This window comes from Sediminibacterium goheungense (assembly GCF_004361915.1).
Lineage (GTDB): Bacteria > Bacteroidota > Bacteroidia > Chitinophagales > Chitinophagaceae > Sediminibacterium > Sediminibacterium goheungense.
In genome coordinates this window covers 492929-510480 of sequence record NZ_SNWP01000011.1, presented here as the reverse complement: position 1 = coordinate 510480, position 17552 = coordinate 492929, and the positions used below count along the sequence as shown (strand labels likewise).

At 41.1% G+C, this 17552-nt stretch carries 14 protein-coding genes; 8 read left to right on the top strand and 6 right to left on the bottom strand.

Going from position 1 to position 17552, the window contains the following annotated elements:
* The first annotated feature begins 20 nt into the window (after positions 1 to 20).
* The 5 genes from gpmI (at position 21) to yihA (ending at position 5669) form a co-directional block, all read left to right on the top strand.
* Complete coding sequence (gene gpmI / locus BC659_RS09855) at positions 21 to 1541, top strand: 2,3-bisphosphoglycerate-independent phosphoglycerate mutase (protein ID WP_133474591.1); 1521 nt, start codon at positions 21 to 23, stop codon at positions 1539 to 1541.
* 22 nt (positions 1542 to 1563) lie between these two features.
* On the top strand, positions 1564 to 2055 hold the full coding sequence (locus BC659_RS09850) for a heme-binding domain-containing protein (RefSeq protein WP_211340763.1): 492 nt from the start codon (positions 1564 to 1566) through the stop codon (positions 2053 to 2055).
* Positions 2056 to 2057: 2 nt separating this feature from the next.
* Positions 2058 to 2567, top strand: a complete 510-nt coding sequence (locus BC659_RS09845) for a hypothetical protein (RefSeq protein ID WP_133474590.1) — start codon at positions 2058 to 2060, stop codon at positions 2565 to 2567.
* A gap of 70 nt (positions 2568 to 2637) precedes the next feature.
* Positions 2638 to 4863, top strand: a complete 2226-nt coding sequence (locus BC659_RS09840; RefSeq protein ID WP_133474589.1) for a TonB-dependent receptor plug domain-containing protein — start codon at positions 2638 to 2640, stop codon at positions 4861 to 4863.
* A gap of 173 nt (positions 4864 to 5036) precedes the next feature.
* Positions 5037 to 5669, top strand: a complete 633-nt coding sequence (gene yihA / locus BC659_RS09835) for a ribosome biogenesis GTP-binding protein YihA/YsxC (RefSeq protein WP_133474588.1) — start codon at positions 5037 to 5039, stop codon at positions 5667 to 5669.
* 75 nt (positions 5670 to 5744) lie between these two features.
* Here yihA and BC659_RS09830 read toward each other — a convergent pair whose 3' ends face one another.
* The gene (locus BC659_RS09830; protein ID WP_133474587.1) at positions 5745 to 6218 is read right to left on the bottom strand and encodes a ribonuclease H-like YkuK family protein; all 474 of its coding nucleotides are present in this window, start codon (positions 6216 to 6218) and stop codon (positions 5745 to 5747) included.
* A gap of 229 nt (positions 6219 to 6447) precedes the next feature.
* Here BC659_RS09830 and BC659_RS09825 point away from each other — a divergent pair, with 229 nt between their 5' ends.
* Positions 6448 to 8226 (top strand): ABC transporter ATP-binding protein, encoded by a 1779-nt coding sequence (locus tag BC659_RS09825; RefSeq protein WP_133474586.1) that lies wholly within the window; start codon positions 6448 to 6450, stop codon positions 8224 to 8226.
* Between the two features lie 89 nt (positions 8227 to 8315).
* Here BC659_RS09825 and BC659_RS09820 read toward each other — a convergent pair whose 3' ends face one another.
* From BC659_RS09820 to BC659_RS09800, 5 genes are all read right to left on the bottom strand, one after another.
* The gene (locus BC659_RS09820) at positions 8316 to 8759 is read right to left on the bottom strand and encodes a DUF2721 domain-containing protein (protein ID WP_133474585.1); all 444 of its coding nucleotides are present in this window, start codon (positions 8757 to 8759) and stop codon (positions 8316 to 8318) included.
* 240 nt (positions 8760 to 8999) lie between these two features.
* Positions 9000 to 9557, bottom strand: a complete 558-nt coding sequence (locus BC659_RS09815) for a hypothetical protein (RefSeq protein WP_133474584.1) — start codon at positions 9555 to 9557, stop codon at positions 9000 to 9002.
* An 18-nt stretch (positions 9558 to 9575) separates the two neighbouring features.
* Entirely contained in the window at positions 9576 to 11843 is a 2268-nt protein-coding gene (locus BC659_RS09810) for a TonB-dependent receptor (RefSeq protein ID WP_133474583.1), read from the bottom strand.
* 168 nt (positions 11844 to 12011) lie between these two features.
* A complete protein-coding gene (locus BC659_RS09805) occupies positions 12012 to 13583 on the bottom strand; it encodes a DUF1501 domain-containing protein (protein WP_133474582.1) in 1572 nt (523 codons plus the stop codon).
* Positions 13584 to 13594: 11 nt separating this feature from the next.
* Complete coding sequence (locus tag BC659_RS09800; protein WP_133474581.1) at positions 13595 to 15253, bottom strand: DUF1800 domain-containing protein; 1659 nt, start codon at positions 15251 to 15253, stop codon at positions 13595 to 13597.
* A 189-nt stretch (positions 15254 to 15442) separates the two neighbouring features.
* On the opposite strand from BC659_RS09800, the gene BC659_RS09795 reads away from it, so the two are divergent.
* Complete coding sequence (locus BC659_RS09795; protein WP_133474580.1) at positions 15443 to 16024, top strand: RNA polymerase sigma factor; 582 nt, start codon at positions 15443 to 15445, stop codon at positions 16022 to 16024.
* Between the two features lie 78 nt (positions 16025 to 16102).
* A complete protein-coding gene (locus tag BC659_RS09790; protein WP_162847404.1) occupies positions 16103 to 17479 on the top strand; it encodes an outer membrane beta-barrel protein in 1377 nt (458 codons plus the stop codon).
* Positions 17480 to 17552 lie beyond the last annotated feature (73 nt).

Below are 17552 nucleotides of genomic sequence, written 5' to 3'. Positions count from 1 at the left end.
ACACAATATTATTTTATCATATGAATAAGAAAGTCATTTTGGTTATCATGGATGGTTGGGGACTGGGTAAAATATCCACTGCAGATGCCATACAACAGGCAAAAGTTCCCTTTGTAAGTTCACTGTATCAGCAATACCCCAATACAACCCTCATTACCTGTGGGGAAGATGTTGGATTACCGGAAGGACAAATGGGTAACAGTGAAGTTGGGCATCTTAACCTCGGTGCAGGCAGAATTGTATACCAGGAACTACAACGCATCAATGTAGCTGTTAAATCAGGGGAACTGGCAGGTAATGCTCAATTTAATGCATCACTTGATTATGCAAAGAATAATAACAAAGCTTTACACCTTATCGGACTGGTGAGTGATGGTGGCGTGCATTCACATATCAACCACCTGAAAGCTATTTGTGATCTTTGTAAAGAGAAAGGACTTTTGCATGTTTTTATCCATGTATTTACAGACGGACGTGATACCGATCCGAAAAGTGGACTGGGTTTTGTCAGCGAACTGGAGACACACCTCAAAAATTCAGCAGGCACCATTGCCACAGTCAGCGGACGATATTATGCCATGGACAGAGACAAACGTTGGGAAAGGGTAAAACTGGCTTATGACTGTCTGGTACATGCACAAGGACCAACAGCTTCGAATGCTGTTACAGCTATTGAAAAAGCTTATGAAGCAGGTACCACAGATGAATTTATTTTACCAACCGTCATTACAAAGGAAAACGGCCAACCAGTGGCCAGCATCCAGGAAGGTGACGCCGTTATTTGTTTCAACTTCAGAACCGACCGTTGCCGCGAAATTACGGAAGTACTGACACAGCAATCATTCCCTGAGTTTCATATGCAGCCGTTGAACCTGCATTATACAACTATGACACTGTATGATCATAAATTTAAAAACGTTCAGGTAATTTTTGAAAACGATAACCTTACCAATACATTAGGAGAAGTATTGGAAGCTAATGGTAAAACGCAGATACGCATTGCTGAAACAGAAAAATATCCGCACGTTACTTTCTTTTTCAGCGGTGGAAGGGAAGAGCCCTATAAGGGAGAAAAAAGAATCATGGTGCCTTCTCCAAAAGTTGCCACTTATGATCTGCAACCAGAAATGAGTGCAGTTGAAATAACCGACAACCTGATTCCTGAGATTGAAGCAGGTACTACTGATTTTATATGCCTCAATTATGCCAATACCGATATGGTAGGACATACCGGTGTTTTCAGTGCTGCAATTAAAGCCGCTGAAACTGTTGACGCCTGTGTAAACAGAGTGGTAACTGCCGGCCTCTCTAATGGATATACCATCTTCCTCACAGCAGACCATGGGAATGCAGATTTTATGATTAATGAAGATGGAAGCCCGAACACGGCCCATACATTGAATCCTGTTCCTTTCTTTATTATTGACAAAGACTGGAAAGGAACGATTCAATCAGGTAAGCTGGGTGATCTGGCCCCTACCATCTTAACCGTTATGGGTTTACCCATTCCCAAAGAAATGACAGGAAATGTGTTAATTTAATACCTTAAACAACCCTTATAACATGAAAATCCTTAAAAGAATCCTGCTCCTTTTACTGATTGCTTTTGTAGCCATACAGTTTGTGCGACCGGCCAAAAATGTGTCGACTGATAAAAGTAAACATGTAAGTACGCTGTACACTGTTCCGGCTGAAGTGAATACGATTCTTACCAAAGCCTGTAACGATTGCCACACCAATAATACCGTATATCCATGGTATGCTTCTGTACAACCCGTAAGTTGGTGGCTGGATGATCATATTAAAGACGGAAAAAAACACCTCAACTTTGATGAATACAGTACTTACAGCCTGAGAAAACAATACCATAAAATGGAGGAAGTGATAGAACAGGTAAAGGAAAAAGAAATGCCACTCAATTCATATACATGGGTACATGGCGATGCAAAACTCACCGAGGATGAACGTGTTGCTCTTACCGGCTGGGCTCAATCTGTAATAGATACCATGAAAGCACATTACCCGATCGACAGCCTGGTAAGAAAAAAGAACTGATTTTGTTGATTGCAAGAAAATTAATTGCACTGAGTTTACTCTTATTAGTGGCATTTCCACTAATAAGCTCCCTGCTATTTTATATACAGGAACAAAGTATACATGCTGAGATAAAAAAAGTATTCAAACAAAAAGAACTAAGTACCATAAGGGTAACACAACTGAAATGGTATGAAGAAGACAAAGAAATCATCGTAAATGGTAAACTATTCGATGTGAGTTCTATTTCTCTTCAACCGGATGGATCTTATATCGTAAAAGGTTTATTCGACCATCAGGAACAGGAGTTATATGCATTACTGGATAAAACCACAGAGGAGAGCCAACACTCTCCTCTGCTGATTGAATATGCTGCCTGTTTTATGATTGATCACCTCAATTTTAGTCAGTTCACCATTCATAGAATCTATACTTTTTACAATACGCATAGCGGATACCTGGAAACGATGGCTTCGCAATTTCATCCGGGCATCATTGCACCCCCACCTAAGCATTTTCTATTTAACAGCTGATTTTACCTTGTAAGCCGTATTCTTTAAACTAAAAGGCGGCTCTTTACTTTACAATTTCAAACAGAAAACTATGCGTTTATACATAGCATGGGCATGTATTATATTATCATGCCTGCTATTCAACCAGACTATACATGCCCAACAGATAAAAGATAGCATTGTATCGGGTAAAGAACTCGATGAAGTAGTTGTATCTTATAATAAATGGGAGCAAAAACTAAATGAAATTCCAAACAGAATAACAAAAATCAACCTGAAGCAAACCCGCTTAAGAAATCCACAAACCATGGCCGATTTACTCGGTACCACAGGAGAAATCTTTATCCAGAAAAGTCAGCAGGGAGGCGGAAGCCCTATGATCAGAGGCTTTGCTACCAACAGGGTTTTGATTGTGGTAGACGGAGTAAGAATGAACAATGCCATCTATCGAAGTGGCAACATACAAAATGTTATATCACTAGACCCCATGGCACTGGAAGACGCTGAAGTTATTTTCGGACCGGGTTCCATCTTATATGGTAGCGATGCCATTGGTGGTGTGATGGATTTTCATACCCTCACTCCTAAATTCAGCAACGGAAAAAAAGTATTGATATCCGGAAATGCCAGTACCCGTTATTCAACTGCCAATAATGAAAAAACAATTCATGCTGACATCAATATCACAGGAAAAAAACTGTCCTTGCTGAATAGTTTCACCTACAGCGATTTTGGTGATCTGAAAATGGGTACAAACGGAGGACAGACAGGTTATCTTCGTACACAACATGTACAGCGTATAGGTAATATCGATTCTGTATTCACCAATCCTGATCCACGTGTACAACGTTTCACCGGTTATCAGCAACGAAATTTTATTTCGAAACTCAGGTACAAACCTGCTGAAAACTGGGACTTGCAATACGGCTTTCATTATTCGACCACTTCGAATATTCCCCGTTACGACAGGTTGATTGAGTATGCTGGTGGTAGCCTGCGCTTTGCCGAATGGAACTATGGTCCGCAAGACTGGATGATGCATCACCTGCAGGTGCAGCATAAAAAAGCAAAGGGGATATATTCTCAGGCCAGATTAACGGTATCGTATCAGGACTATGAAGAAAGCCGAATCGACAGAAGAAGGGCGAATAATAACCGTCGCACACAAACTGAAACGGTGGCGGCAACCGCCATAAATCTTGACCTGCAGAAACAACTCAATGAAAAGCAGGAACTTTTTTACGGAGCTGAGTTTATATACAATAAAATAGGGTCTGCAGGTATCAACCAGCATATCGGTAATGGTACTATTACCAAGGTAGCTTCCCGTTATCCGGATGGGTCAACATGGAGTTCACTGGCAGCATATGTGAGTTATAAAAATAAACTGAAAACCAACCTTAGTTTATCAGCTGGCTTACGCTATAACCATAATTCAATGAAAGCTACATTTGATACCAGTTTTTTCAAATTTCCATTTACCAATACTTCATTGAATGCAGGTAATATAACTGTTAGCTCAGGTTTGGTATATCGTATGTCTGAAACATGGCAAATGAGTGGTGTGATTTCATCCGGCTTCAGAATGCCTAATATCGACGATATAGGTAAAGTGTTTGAAAGTGCCCCGGGTGTGGTGGTGGTACCCAATGTAAACCTAAGGCCTGAATACGCCTGGAATGCAGAATGGGGTGTTCAATACAATCGCTCACAGCAGTTCAGTTTTTATTTCAATCTGTTTTATTCATGGTTACACAACGCTCTTACAAGAAGACCTTACCAGTTTAACGGACAGTCAAATATTATGTACGATGGTACACTTAGCCGTGTAGAAGCCATACAGAATGTGGCAAGGGCCAAAGTATGGGGTATTCAAACCGGGTGGCAATTGTATATCCATCCATCATTCAACTGGCAAACAAAATTGAACTGGATTAAGGGAGAAGAAACAGACGATATAAAAAATGAGCAGGTACCCCTTCGTCATGCGCCTCCTTTCTTTGGCTCAACACAACTCAATTATGAGCACAAAGGATGGAGCCTTCAATTCTTAGCCGACTACAACAGCGAGATTGCCAATAAGGACCTTGCCCCCAGTGAGCAGGCCAAAACAGCTATTTATGCTGTTGACCCAAATGGCAAACCCTATTCTCCGGCCTGGTATACACTCAATCTGAAAGCGGCTTACCGTTTTACAACTAATATCAGTGCACAACTGGGATGGGAAAACATAACCAATCAACGTTACCGTCCTTATTCATCAGGCGTAGTGGCCGCTGGCTCCAACCTGATAGCCAGTATGCGGATCTCTTTTTAATTAACTACACTAAAAAACTCCCCTTCTCCCATTCTCCCTGCAACAAAAATCTCGCATTCCAGTGTCATACTTTCTGCGAAACATTGCAAACAGAGAAGAGGAGAAAGGGAGTCTTTTATTCACTGGTGACAACCCATAAAAGCTACCCATGTAATTTTAGCTATTTTTGCGAGATGGAAATCAGGAAAGCCGCTTATTTAGTATCCAGTCCCAGTTTTGATAAATGCCCAAAAGCAGATTATCCTGAATATGCATTCATCGGAAGGAGTAATGTAGGTAAGTCATCGTTAATCAATATGCTTACCGGGCAAAGAAGTCTGGCCAAAACATCGGCAACACCCGGTAAAACCCAATTGATCAATCATTTTGTAATTGAGAGTAGTTCCGGACAAAAAGGGCCATTGGATAAATGGTACCTGGTTGATTTACCCGGTTATGGTTATGCCAAACGGTCACAAAGCGATCGTAGAAGATGGGAACAGATGATTGAAGGTTATTTCCGCAAAAGAGAAAACCTTACACAGGTATTTGTATTAATCGACAGCCGCCACGGTCCGCAAAAAAACGATCTTGAATTTATCAGTCAGTTAGACAAATGGGGTGTTGTTTTTTCTTTGGTATTCACCAAAACAGACAAAGAAAAGCCCGCTGTGGTAGAAAGAAATATCAAAGCATTTTTTGATACGCTGAAAACTACCTGGCAATTTTTGCCCCGACATTTTATAACCAGTGCAGAAAAAAAACTGGGCAGGGAAGAAATGCTGGCTTTTATTGAGGGAAATAATCTGGATGCAAAATCATCATAGCGTTTTCATATCAGAGATGCGTATGCCCTAACAGTAAATTACTGCTACGGAACAAAGCAGAAATATTTACAGGAATCAGTTCACGACTTTATCAGCACAACAACTACTTGCAAAAGCTTCCGGTTTGGCTTTAAAGGCAAAGCCCATACCGAGTATATACCCCATGGCTTCTCTTAAAGCATCGTTGCTTTTAAACTGAGGATTGGTATTGATATCGGCATGTACTTCCATATCAACCTGATGTTCAATAAACAGGTCGCATAGTTCGTATGCTATTTCAATACTCTTAGCTACTTCTACCAGCATTCTTTCCTTAATGTGGTATTTCTGTTTGGTTTTCTCATTGTGTATGTACATAAAACCACCACTGTGCTCGCGCAGAAAAACGATAACCGTAGCAAACTCGGTATCATCGCCTTTTACCTGGCTGTCGGTGCCAATACATACTTTGAGTTTAATGCCCTGTGCCGTTTCGCGTTTGATGGCTTCTGCCACCGCTTCTTTAATGGGCAACTGGATCTGTTCGCCGTTAAATTTTCTCCAACGCATATGAGGAAGGTTTTTGTAAGTTACCAATAATCTGGTACCATCCAACGGCTTAATAATTTCTTATTATTAACAGATGTGGATAGTGAGCAATGAGTAGTCAGTAGTGAGTAGAAACACCTATTACTCACTACTGACTACTCACTACTCACAAAATGCCCTTTCCCGGCATTTTGTCACTTTTTCAAAAATTGTACGGAAATTGACAGTCTATTACCCTCAAATCATTTCCATGAAGATTCTCTTGTATTATCTGAAACCCTATAAATGGCTGGTAGTATTGGCTTTGGTGCTTGCGGGCATTAACCAGACCTTCTCTTTATTTGACCCCATGATCTTTGGTAAACTGATTGACCAGTTCGCCAACCACCCAAAAACCAATACAGATGGCAGCTTTCGTACAGAAAGTCAGTTTATCAATGGCATTATGACCATGCTCCTGTTACTGGTGGGTACTGCCATGGTAAGCCGGATTGCCAAGGCTTTTCAGGACTATACCGTAAACGTTATCATCCAGAAATTTGGTGCCAAAATATTTACCGACGGTCTCAGACACTCCATGCGGCTACCTTATCAGGAATTTGAGGACCAGCGCAGTGGTGAAACATTATCGATTTTGACTAAAGTAAGGTCTGATACCGAAAAGTTCATCGGTTATGTAATCAATGTCTTGTTTGGTATCATCGTGAGTGTTGTATTTGTATCTATTTATGCTACCAAATTGCACTGGTCTATCATACCCATTTTTCTGGGCGGTGCCGCACTCATTGCGTTTGTTACCAACCTGCTCAGTAAAAAAATTAAAGTCATTCAAAAAACCATTGTTAAGGAAACCACTTCACTGGCAGGATCTACTACAGAAAGCTTACGCAACATTGAGCTGGTAAAAAGTCTTGGCCTAACCGATCAGGAAGTAAAGCGGCTGAATACAAATACCTACAAAATTCTCGGGCTTGAATTAAAAAAAGTAAAGAGCATCCGCTCCCTCAGCTTTATACAGGGCACCATGGTAAACTTTTTACGTCAGGTAATTACGTTTACACTTATGTGGCTCATTTATCGGGATGTATTAACGGTTGGTCAGCTCATATCGCTTCAGTTTTACAGTTTCTTCATTTTTGGACCCTTACAGGAAATCGGCAGTATTATCATGAGCTATCGGGAAGCAGAAGCTTCTCTCAATAATTTCCATAACCTGATGGAGAAAAAAGTAGAGCCACGGCCCGAGCATCCACAGCAGGTAGGCTTAATTGAAAAACTGGAATTTAATGAGGTTGTCTTTAAACACCAGACCGCCCAATACCGTGCACTCGACGGCATTTCGTTTGACGTTAAAAAAGGCGAAACCATTGCTTTTGTAGGTCCATCGGGTTCTGGTAAGAGTACATTGGTGAAATTACTGGTAGGCTTATACCGTCCGCAGGAAGGGCATATTTACTATAATAAGGTGAATGGTGCTGATATGAATTTTGATGAACTGCGTAACCAGATTGGTTTTGTTACCCAAGACACGCAACTTTTTGCGGGCACCATTCGTGAGAACCTGAGCTTTGTTCACCCCGAAGCAACAGATGCAGATCTGCTGGAAGCCCTGCATAAAGCCAGTTGCGACAATCTTTTATCCAGAGCAGAAAAGGGTCTGGATACCATGATTGGTGAAGGCGGACTTAAATTAAGCGGCGGTGAAAAACAACGACTCTCTATTGCACGTGCCTTATTACGTCATCCGCATCTACTGATATTCGATGAGGCCACTTCGGCATTGGACAGTATTACGGAAGAAGAAATTACCAATACAATCCGACATATATCAGATGAGAAGGAACAGATTACCGTGATGATTGCACACCGCCTCAGTACCATCATGCATGCCGACAGAATTTATGTATTGGAAAAAGGACAGGTAGTAGAAACCGGTAATCACCAAAGCCTGCTTAACGAAAAAGGATTGTATTATGCTATGTGGAGACAGCAGATAGGAGAGAGAAAAACGTTGTCAGGTATCGCTTAAAAACAGAGAAATAAGGAATAAGGAACAGAGAAAGTATATTTTTTCCCCTTTCGGATTTCATATTCCTTATTTCTTATTCTTCTGTTACTTCAGTCCCGTCCAAATTTCTTACGGAAATATTCAATAACGGAAGGATCTTCCAATCCTTCAATGTCACTGAGTTCGAGCTCGAGTGCTTTGGTACTGAGTTGTATTTCAATAAGTGAAAGAAACAAAGATGCAGCAAAGCATATAAGACTTATGGCAAAAACAATATTGGCCACCATCATGAACTGTGTATAAATAAGGTACATACAGATAATACACCCCAGAAAAGTAATCACACCCAATGCCTGCATGTTTTTAATCAGCTTCAGGCGATACCGAAGGTTTTTTATTTGCCCGTGAATGATATGTTTCTGTTCATGACTCTGGTATTTATCATGCAGGCTGCGGATTCTATTGGATAAAGACAGAAAACGGTTGGTATAAGCCAGCATGATAAGGCTAATGGCAGGAAATAAAAGGGCAGGTGTATTTAGATTGATTTCCATACATAAAAATACGGAATAAGGAACATGAAATAAGGAATAAAGAAGTCTGGCGTTTTTAAAGCATAGATGTGGAAGAACAAAACTGTTTTAAGTATTGCTTAAAAAGGGGGTCATCTTAAAAAATCCCTGCTCAGGATTTAGGTCCGGAACAGGGATAGAAGGCAAAAAAGCCCGGTAATACGCATTAGAAAATACCATTTACCGGGTATGCGCTAATATGATCAACGCACATGAGAAAGTTTATTGCACACGTGCAGCAAAATCGATCTCTATATCTGTTTCACCAACGGTTACGGCATCATTAGAGCCTTTAGCTCCTGGCTTATGCTTTAAGGTAACTTTTACAGTACCAGCAGCACCAGCAGCACCTGTTGTCCATACACTGGTAACTCCCAGCGGACGACCCAGTGGATCGTTATTCAGTCCATTGATGGTAATATTTACACCATTGGGTGCAAAATAAAACTGATGATCATTGGCTTCAGCAATAATTTCTGCAGTAATGTCTTCTGTAGGCGTCTTACTCTCATCCAGCACAGAAATTGTACAGTTGTATTGCTTATTGGGTGCCAGATTAATTTGCTGGTTCAAGCTTGGTGCTGCACCGCCTGGACCATCTGCATCTTTAAATGTAAAAGTGGTGGTATTACTGGAATTTCCTACTTCTATAAAAGTAAGTTTTACAGTTGTGATCAGCTCTTCCTCATTTTCAGGCGCTTTATCATCTTTTTTACACCCTGTTAATACAGCTCCTAATAATAAAAAGGATGCCAATACATAAGTGACTTGCTTTTTCATACACACTTGGTTTTTGAATTATGGTTTACTTTTTGATTCAAATGGAATTTTAAGTTTCAATCCGATATTCCTTCCCATTTCATCTGAGAAATAACGGAAGGCATTCATATATTCTCTGTACACCACATTAAAAAGATTGGACACAGTAAGTGTTATATGCCATTTCTGCATCTTTCCCTGAAGCATAGTTCCCGCTTCAATACCTGTTAACGTATAAGCAGGCGGCGGTGGTAAGTAATCTGACCCCATTACAGTAGCACCACCAGGTTGCTGAACAGGAATATTACCGGAAGCAGGTACACGTGTTTGCCGGCTAATATGCTGTATAGATAGTTTGATATAGGTTTCTTTCCACTTTTTCAAATCTCCCAAACTATACTGTAAAGACGTTTCAAAACGGTCTGCGGGCATCTGAATCATCCATTCTTTTGTTTGTTTATTTCTGGCCCTTACTATAGACGATTTGCCCTCCAGCTGAAAATGAGAGCTGATGGCATAGGCAACACTTACATCGAAACCATGCATAATAACAGGTGCCTGACCATAACGGAATGTGGGAAAAGCTCCTCGTATAGTTAATTCCGGCGGATAAACAGGATAGAGATAAATAAAGTTATCTATGTTTTTGATGTATGCACCAGCATCAATTTGCCATTTATTTCTGGTATACACAGTGTTTAATATAACGCTGTTGGCACGTTCGGGTAAGAGATTCACATCTCCTTTCTCTATTCTTGCAGCACCATGGTGTAAACCATCACTATACAGTTCATTTACCTGTGGTGCTCTCCAGGCTGTAGAGCCATTGAGTGTAAATTGTAAGCCTTCTGCTGCCTGATAAGAAATGCCTGTATTGGCCGAAACATTATTAAAGGTTCGGTTTGGATATTGTACACCCAGATTGGTGTTGGTGTTGTTGATACTTCGATGATCGAAACGCACCCCTCCTTCGATCAACCATTTTTTATAGTTCCATTTTTCCACTATAAATGCGCCAATATTTAATGCATGGTAATTGGGTATAAACATACGGTACGTATAACTGTTAATCTGATAACTACCAGTAATACCTGTGGTTCCCCTGAAATGTCCTGTATTGAAATGATCCCACACAAGATCGGCTCCTGCTGTGGTCATTTTTAAATCAAGCTGTGGCACATTGGCACTGGTTTGAAAACGCTTTACATCGTATTCTCTTCTCCAGTTGTGCTGAAAAGAAAGTGTCAGGTTTAACTTACCAATATCACCTGTATTGCGAAAAGCTTTGGTTTTAAACAGATGATGTTGTACATGCTGATAAGGCCGGTCTATAACATAGGTAAAACCTCTGTTCCTGATATAATCAGGGGGTTCTTTGCTGCTTATAGCCTGCATCAGATCGGTTACATTACCAATGTGTGATCCAGAGAAAATGGCCAGTCTGGTATTAAAAATGCTGTAGAAAAAATCAATTCCTTTGGTTGATGACCGCCAGCCAACTGCCGCCGAACCATTGAACTCCTCATTACCCGAATTTGCCAGCCAGTAGTTGGGTGTTTTAGCATTACCCCCCCGTTTAGCTGTTCCCTGTAAACGCCAGGAGAACGCATTATTTTTCTTTGAATTACCTTCCAGTATTGCGGAAAAAGTTCCCTGCCTATTATTCGAAAATGCAACCAGGTTGATTTCTCCATTGATGCCAGGAACAGATCGCAATAATTTAGGTTCCACCAACACTATACCGCCAATTGCATCACCACCATAACGAATGGTACTCGCTCCTTTGATAACTGATAAACGATTAGCAACAAAGGGGTCTATTTCAGGAGCATGTTCACTACCCCATTGCTGCCCCTCCTGCCTGATACCATTATTCAATATTAGCACCCTGTTACTATGTAACCCATGAATAACAGGTTTATAAATATTCGATCCCGTTTGTAATACGCTTACACCGGTAATTTTTTGTAATGACTCACCTAATGACAGTCCCCTTAGAGCTTCCAGCTCTTTTCCTTTGATATCCTGTGCAATGGATGCTCCTTTGGTTGTAATGGTACCACGCACAGTAACATCTGCCAATTCATTACTGGCATGTGGCAGTAAAAAATTGTGCTTTACATCGTCTTTGAAATGAAGATGTTCTGTTAATGGGCTGCAACTTACATGCGAAATGTACACATCGTAGTTACCGGCACAAATGCCCGCAATTCGAAAATTACCCTCCTTATCTGTAAGTGTTGTTATTTTAAGGGCAGGTATCTCCACTTTTGCACTGGTCAAGGGCAAGCGCGTATCCGCATCCATGACTTTACCTGAAAAAAGAAGCGTGCATTGCCCTTCGGCCTTTACGATAGAAAGAAAGGTAAAAAGCAGATAAATGAAAGGGCGATATGTGATTTTTTGAAACAACGTTGTAAAAATAGAGGTTTTATCTTAATTTTTACATCATTGTTGCAAAAATTTCGCCGATTTTTATCTCACTTTGATCATGGTTCTTACCTGCTGCAGGGTTAGATTCTGAAAACGGGCATAGTAAATACCCGGCGGTAAACGCGATCCATCGAAGACCACATTATAGTTACCCGCTTCATATTCCCGGTCTGTAACACTGGCAATAACCCTTCCCATGGTATCCATTACCTGAATCAAAGTATGCCCACCGGTCGTTTTAAAGCTGATATTGGTATTATTTGTGAAAGGATTGGGATAATTGGTGATGAAACTTTCACCAGATAAATTCACTGATTTATTACAAGCCAATGAATTGATAATAGGCAGTGTCTGAAAATTTTTCAGCATAATCTGATCCAGATCCTTTGCATCTACACATAACCACTTATTCAACAAAGTAGCATACACACTTCTGAAGTCGTATTGAAAAGGCAGGTTATCATTAAAACTGGCCGTTACCGGAATATTTGGCGTATCACCAATTACACTGGCATCCACATTTTTACCAAATACAAACATGGGTGCTGCCGAACCATGATCTGTGCCGATACTTCCATTACTTTTTATTCTTCTCCCGAATTCAGAGAAAGTCATACCCACAACCCTGTCTTCTACCTGCTGCAATTTCAAATCATCCTGAAATGCTTTGATAGAGTCGCTTACATTTTTCAGAAGGTTGGCATGTGTACCCGTGGTGGTATCAGTTGAATTCACCTGTGCAGAATGTGTATCAAAACCGCCATAACTTACCATGTAAATCCTTGTTTTGAGTCCGCCTGCCACCAAACGTGCCACAATCTTTAACTGTGATGCGAGTGAATTATTCGGATAGGGTGCCTGCTGCGTAACTTTTGCTGATGCTGCTTTGATGCTTTCGGCGTATTCCGTGGTTTGTTGTGCTACTTTTCTTATATAAGTAAGTTCTTTCCCTGCGGGTGTATTGGGTGCAGGGTCCTGCACACCACTGATAAGGTTATAAAAATTATTCGGATTCGATATACTCATACCCATACTCACTGCCGGCCCCTGCAAGGCAAGTGAGGTAGTTGATCCGATCTGAATAGCCAGCGGATCCGGCATTGTACTGTTTGGATAACCATTCGGAAAATTCGGGTATTCATAATTCAGGTATCGGCCTGTCCATCCGCTGTTCACCACTTCTTTACTATCGCTCGCACTCATCCAGATATCAGTGGCCCGGAAATGAGAAAAATTGGGTTGCGGATAACCCACAGAATGAATCACACTCATTTTACCGTCATTGAATAATGACTGCATACCTGTCATTGATGGATGCAGTCCCACTTTATTCGTGCCCTCCAGAGTTAACACTTTCTGTTGTGGTATATACATGTTTGAGCGGGCCCGGATATAATTGGGAAAATACTCCAGCGGAATTACTGTATTCAATCCGTCATTCCCACCATTTAGCTGAATAATAACCAATACGTGATCTGTTTCGGTGGTGGGTGGGAATAAACCCTGCATGAGTAATGACTCTGCACCAAAAGCTTTTACCGTCATGCCATTGATCAGCGATGGCAGCATCACACCGGCGGGTGCAGCATTGCGTAAAAAATCTCTTCTTCGCATTTTGTTAGGTTTTAAGCGAGTTGGTACTCTGCGAGGTTCATTAAATATTTCAGCAGATCACGTATATAATTACGCACTGTGGTGGTATTGGCCATATCGCCCGGATTATTCACAAACTGATCCCATGCATTGGTCCAGTAATAATCCTGCGACTGCCCTCCAAGCAATATATCTTTCTTGATCTGTGCTTTTGAAGCGTCTGATAAATCAATCCGGTACATGAGTTTTGTAAAATCATTGATCAGCTGATTGGGGTCGCCGGGATTGCTGAATGTTTTCGCCAGTGCTGCACCATCAATGATCATTTTTGTTCCTGAAAAGGTATAACCATTGGTTACCATAGTATCGGTAAACTGATTACGCTTGGGAAGCGTATCACTGTTGATCCATATTTCATAGAACTGGGGTTCCTGGTAATACGCTTTCCATCCACTTACATCCGGTGGATCTCCGATGTTTTGTTGAAGATTACTGCATTGGGTAACCAGATAGTTCCAGTGACCATAATTGGTAATGTATTCCGTATCGGGTTGAAAAGGAATTTCAAATTCACGACACATACCCACCACCAGATCAACCGGACTTTTTATCTGGCAGCCACGTGAAAGAATATCAAAAAAATGTTCGCTCATCAAAAGTGTACGCAATACAGGCGCCACTTCATAATTGGCATTACGAAATAGTACAGCCAGTGGTTTAATGATATTGTTTTCAACCATATCATCAATATCGTAGTACACAAACCAGCGATACAGTCTTCTGCACATATATTCTGCCACTTCATTGGTAGCAAAAATCATATTCAACAGTTCATCCAGTTCTTCCTCGCCTGCTGTTGGACCATTTTTACCTGTGATGATGGTATTGTTATAAAATGAAGAGAACTGCTTATTTTTTTTATCATGCCTGTTATTGTCATAAAAAGAAGAAATCGTATTCGCATTATTGCGCCATCCGGTTAATACCCTTGCGGCTTCCTGTACATCTTCTTCTGTATACTGTGAACCGGGGCCTTTTCCGCAGCAGAAAAGCTCCTGCAATTCTCTCCCATAGTTTTCATCCGGTGCTACCGCCTGGTTAAGTTGTCCGTTCAGGTACACCAACATGGCAGGGTCGAGTGTTACGGCTTTTACCAGTGATTTAAAATTACCGATTGCATAACTGCGAAGCAATGCATGGTGCTTGTATACAAACTGGGCATTGATATCGGTACTCTCTGTAGCAAAATGATTGTGCCAGAACAGTGTCATTTTCTCGCGGATATTGCTGTCCTGTTTTATCATTTGTCCCATCCACCATTTTTTAAAAGAAGCCCTTCGCAAACTGGCTACTGTACCATCAGTATTGGGATCATTTACCCATGTATTGCCCTGGAGAATGTTGGTATCAGGAGTAGTAGCATTAGTAGGCGTTGCATATTCCTTTACTGGTGGCGCAGGTGCATCCGGTGGAATGGTTAACAATGCATCCACCGCCTGGGCACAGGTGAGTGACCTGAAATAAGCTATATCACTACGTTTGGCCCCAAACGTACAGCGTTTGAGTAAGTGAATCACTTCCGCTTCTGTCCATGGCCCTGTATAAGGAGCCAGACCTGTTGATGGCGGCAGCGGTTCTGCGGTCATATTTTCTGTTGAACCGGCTGATAGCAGGGTAACATTGTCTTCCATAGGCAGGGCTTAAATAGGGCTTTGAAAATCAGTGATTTAAATGAAAAATATCCATTTTTGCGCAATTTTCATCCGCTCAACACCGGATTTTATCCTTTCTTAATAGATAAATAGATACAAATCGATTCTACAATGCAGCATCGAAAGGCAAAATATGTCTATATTTAGGGTAAACTATTTTACCCCTTCATGACGGAGCAGGCTATTATTGCAGGCTGTTTACAAAACGACGCTGCCGCTCAGCGCGAGTTGTATAACCGGTTCAGCCCAAAAATGCTGAGTGTGTGTTACCGTTTTGCACCCAACCGCGAAGATGCGGAGGATATGCTGCAGGAAGGGTTCATTAAAGTATTTACCCAGATACATACATTCCAGAACAAAGGTGCCTTTGAAGGATGGATCAGACGGATCATTGTTCATACCTGTATCAACTTTCTAAAGAAACATAAAAAGTTCAATGAAAGTCTGGATATCAGTTATGCCGATTCGGTACATGTGAAAGAAGAAACCGTACCATCTATCATGCAGGCCCGGCAGATTATTGAGTGTATACGTTTATTACCGGTTGGGTACCGTACGGTTTTAAACCTGTATGCACTGGAAGGGTATAGTCATAAAGAAATAGGCATGATGCTGGACATTGAGGAAAGTACGAGCCGTAGTCAGTACACCCGGGCCAAAGCAATGCTGGAAAATATTTTGATCCGTAAAAAGATCATTGAAGCACCAAAACAGGATTTTCAGTGGCTTGCCGCATTTAATAAATCGTAGCTGCTGTGTATTATGGATAGCAATAAGTACCAGGACGAGTTTGAGCAGTTTTTACAAGATGAAGTAAAACAGCACCGTATGTACCCATCGGATCATGTATGGAGTAACATACGTACGGAACTGCATGGATACCGTTCATGGCCGGCACTCACTTTTATTTCTGTTTTTATTATTACGGCACTTACCCTTAGTACGGTACTGAGCACACAACAGCAAAATATTCACCTGCAGCCTTTATCGGTGCCCAATCTGGCAACCAGCCAGCAGGCTGCTATTGCAGCCAACCATGCCGCCACGGAAAAGAGCAGACAGTATTTTCATACACTGGCACCTACTTCTATAAACACCAATACCATTGCAAAACTTGATACCGGAAATGATAGCGAATTAATGGTTGCAACAGCGAATAAACTTACACCAGGTACCACCATTTCGATCAATAATGAATTTACCAGACTCAATACTAACGCAACTAAAAACATGCGGAATATTCAGTCCTTGCATCCGGTTCCTGCAAATGGTATACATACAACACTCCAGGTTTCTGAAGACAAAGAAAATACAACTGCTATCAGTAATAGTATAGCAGCCAGAACTGAGCTCGAAAATGCAGAAACAGCTATTGAAACACAGGAAGAAAGCGAGCCTGCAAAAAATATTTCCGGCAAGAACAATCCAATTTCTTCTGTGAAAAAACTGACAGGCAGAAAACTATCCAAATTCGGATTTCAGTTTTATATCACACCTTCTACCAGCTATCGCAGATTGTCTGATGAAAAAGTGAAGGATCTTGTTCAGCCTGCTACATCAGCTTTGCCAGTAAATGCACCACTTAACCAGCCCGCCAATATTAATCAGGTAGTACGCCATCGCCCTGCAGTAGGTATGGAAATTGGATTTGCCGTTTTATACAATATCAGCGATCGCCTGAAACTGAAAACAGGTGTACAACTGAATATCCGTCATTACCAGATCGAAACTTTCCAGTCGAGCACATATGACAGAGCTACCATTTCGCTCATTAACTTTAATGGTATTGAAAATATTACCCGCTATTCTCCTTACAATAACAATGTAGGTTATAAGGAAACAGAACTTGCCAATAAAGTATACCAACTGTCTGTACCTATTGGTTTACAATGGCAGGTATTAAGAGGCAAACAGATCGGTATGAATGCAGAAGCTTCTGTACAACCTACTTTGAACCTCAATAAAAATGTGTACCTGCTCTCTACCGATTACAGACACTATGCAGACGGCAATGATTTTGTAAGAAAATGGAACATCAATACCAATGTAGGTTTTAACCTCACCTATACAGCCGGTAAAACAACATGGCAGCTTGGTCCGCAGGTACGTTACCAGCACCTGCCCACTTATTCTAACAAGTATCCAATCAAAGAATACCTGTTAGACTACGGATTGCGTATTGGCCTTACCAAGGCTTTACAATAAACCCAAACTAGCTTCTCTTATAAAAAGCCATCCTGCCCTGAGCTGGATGGCTTTTTTACATCTGGTTTGAATA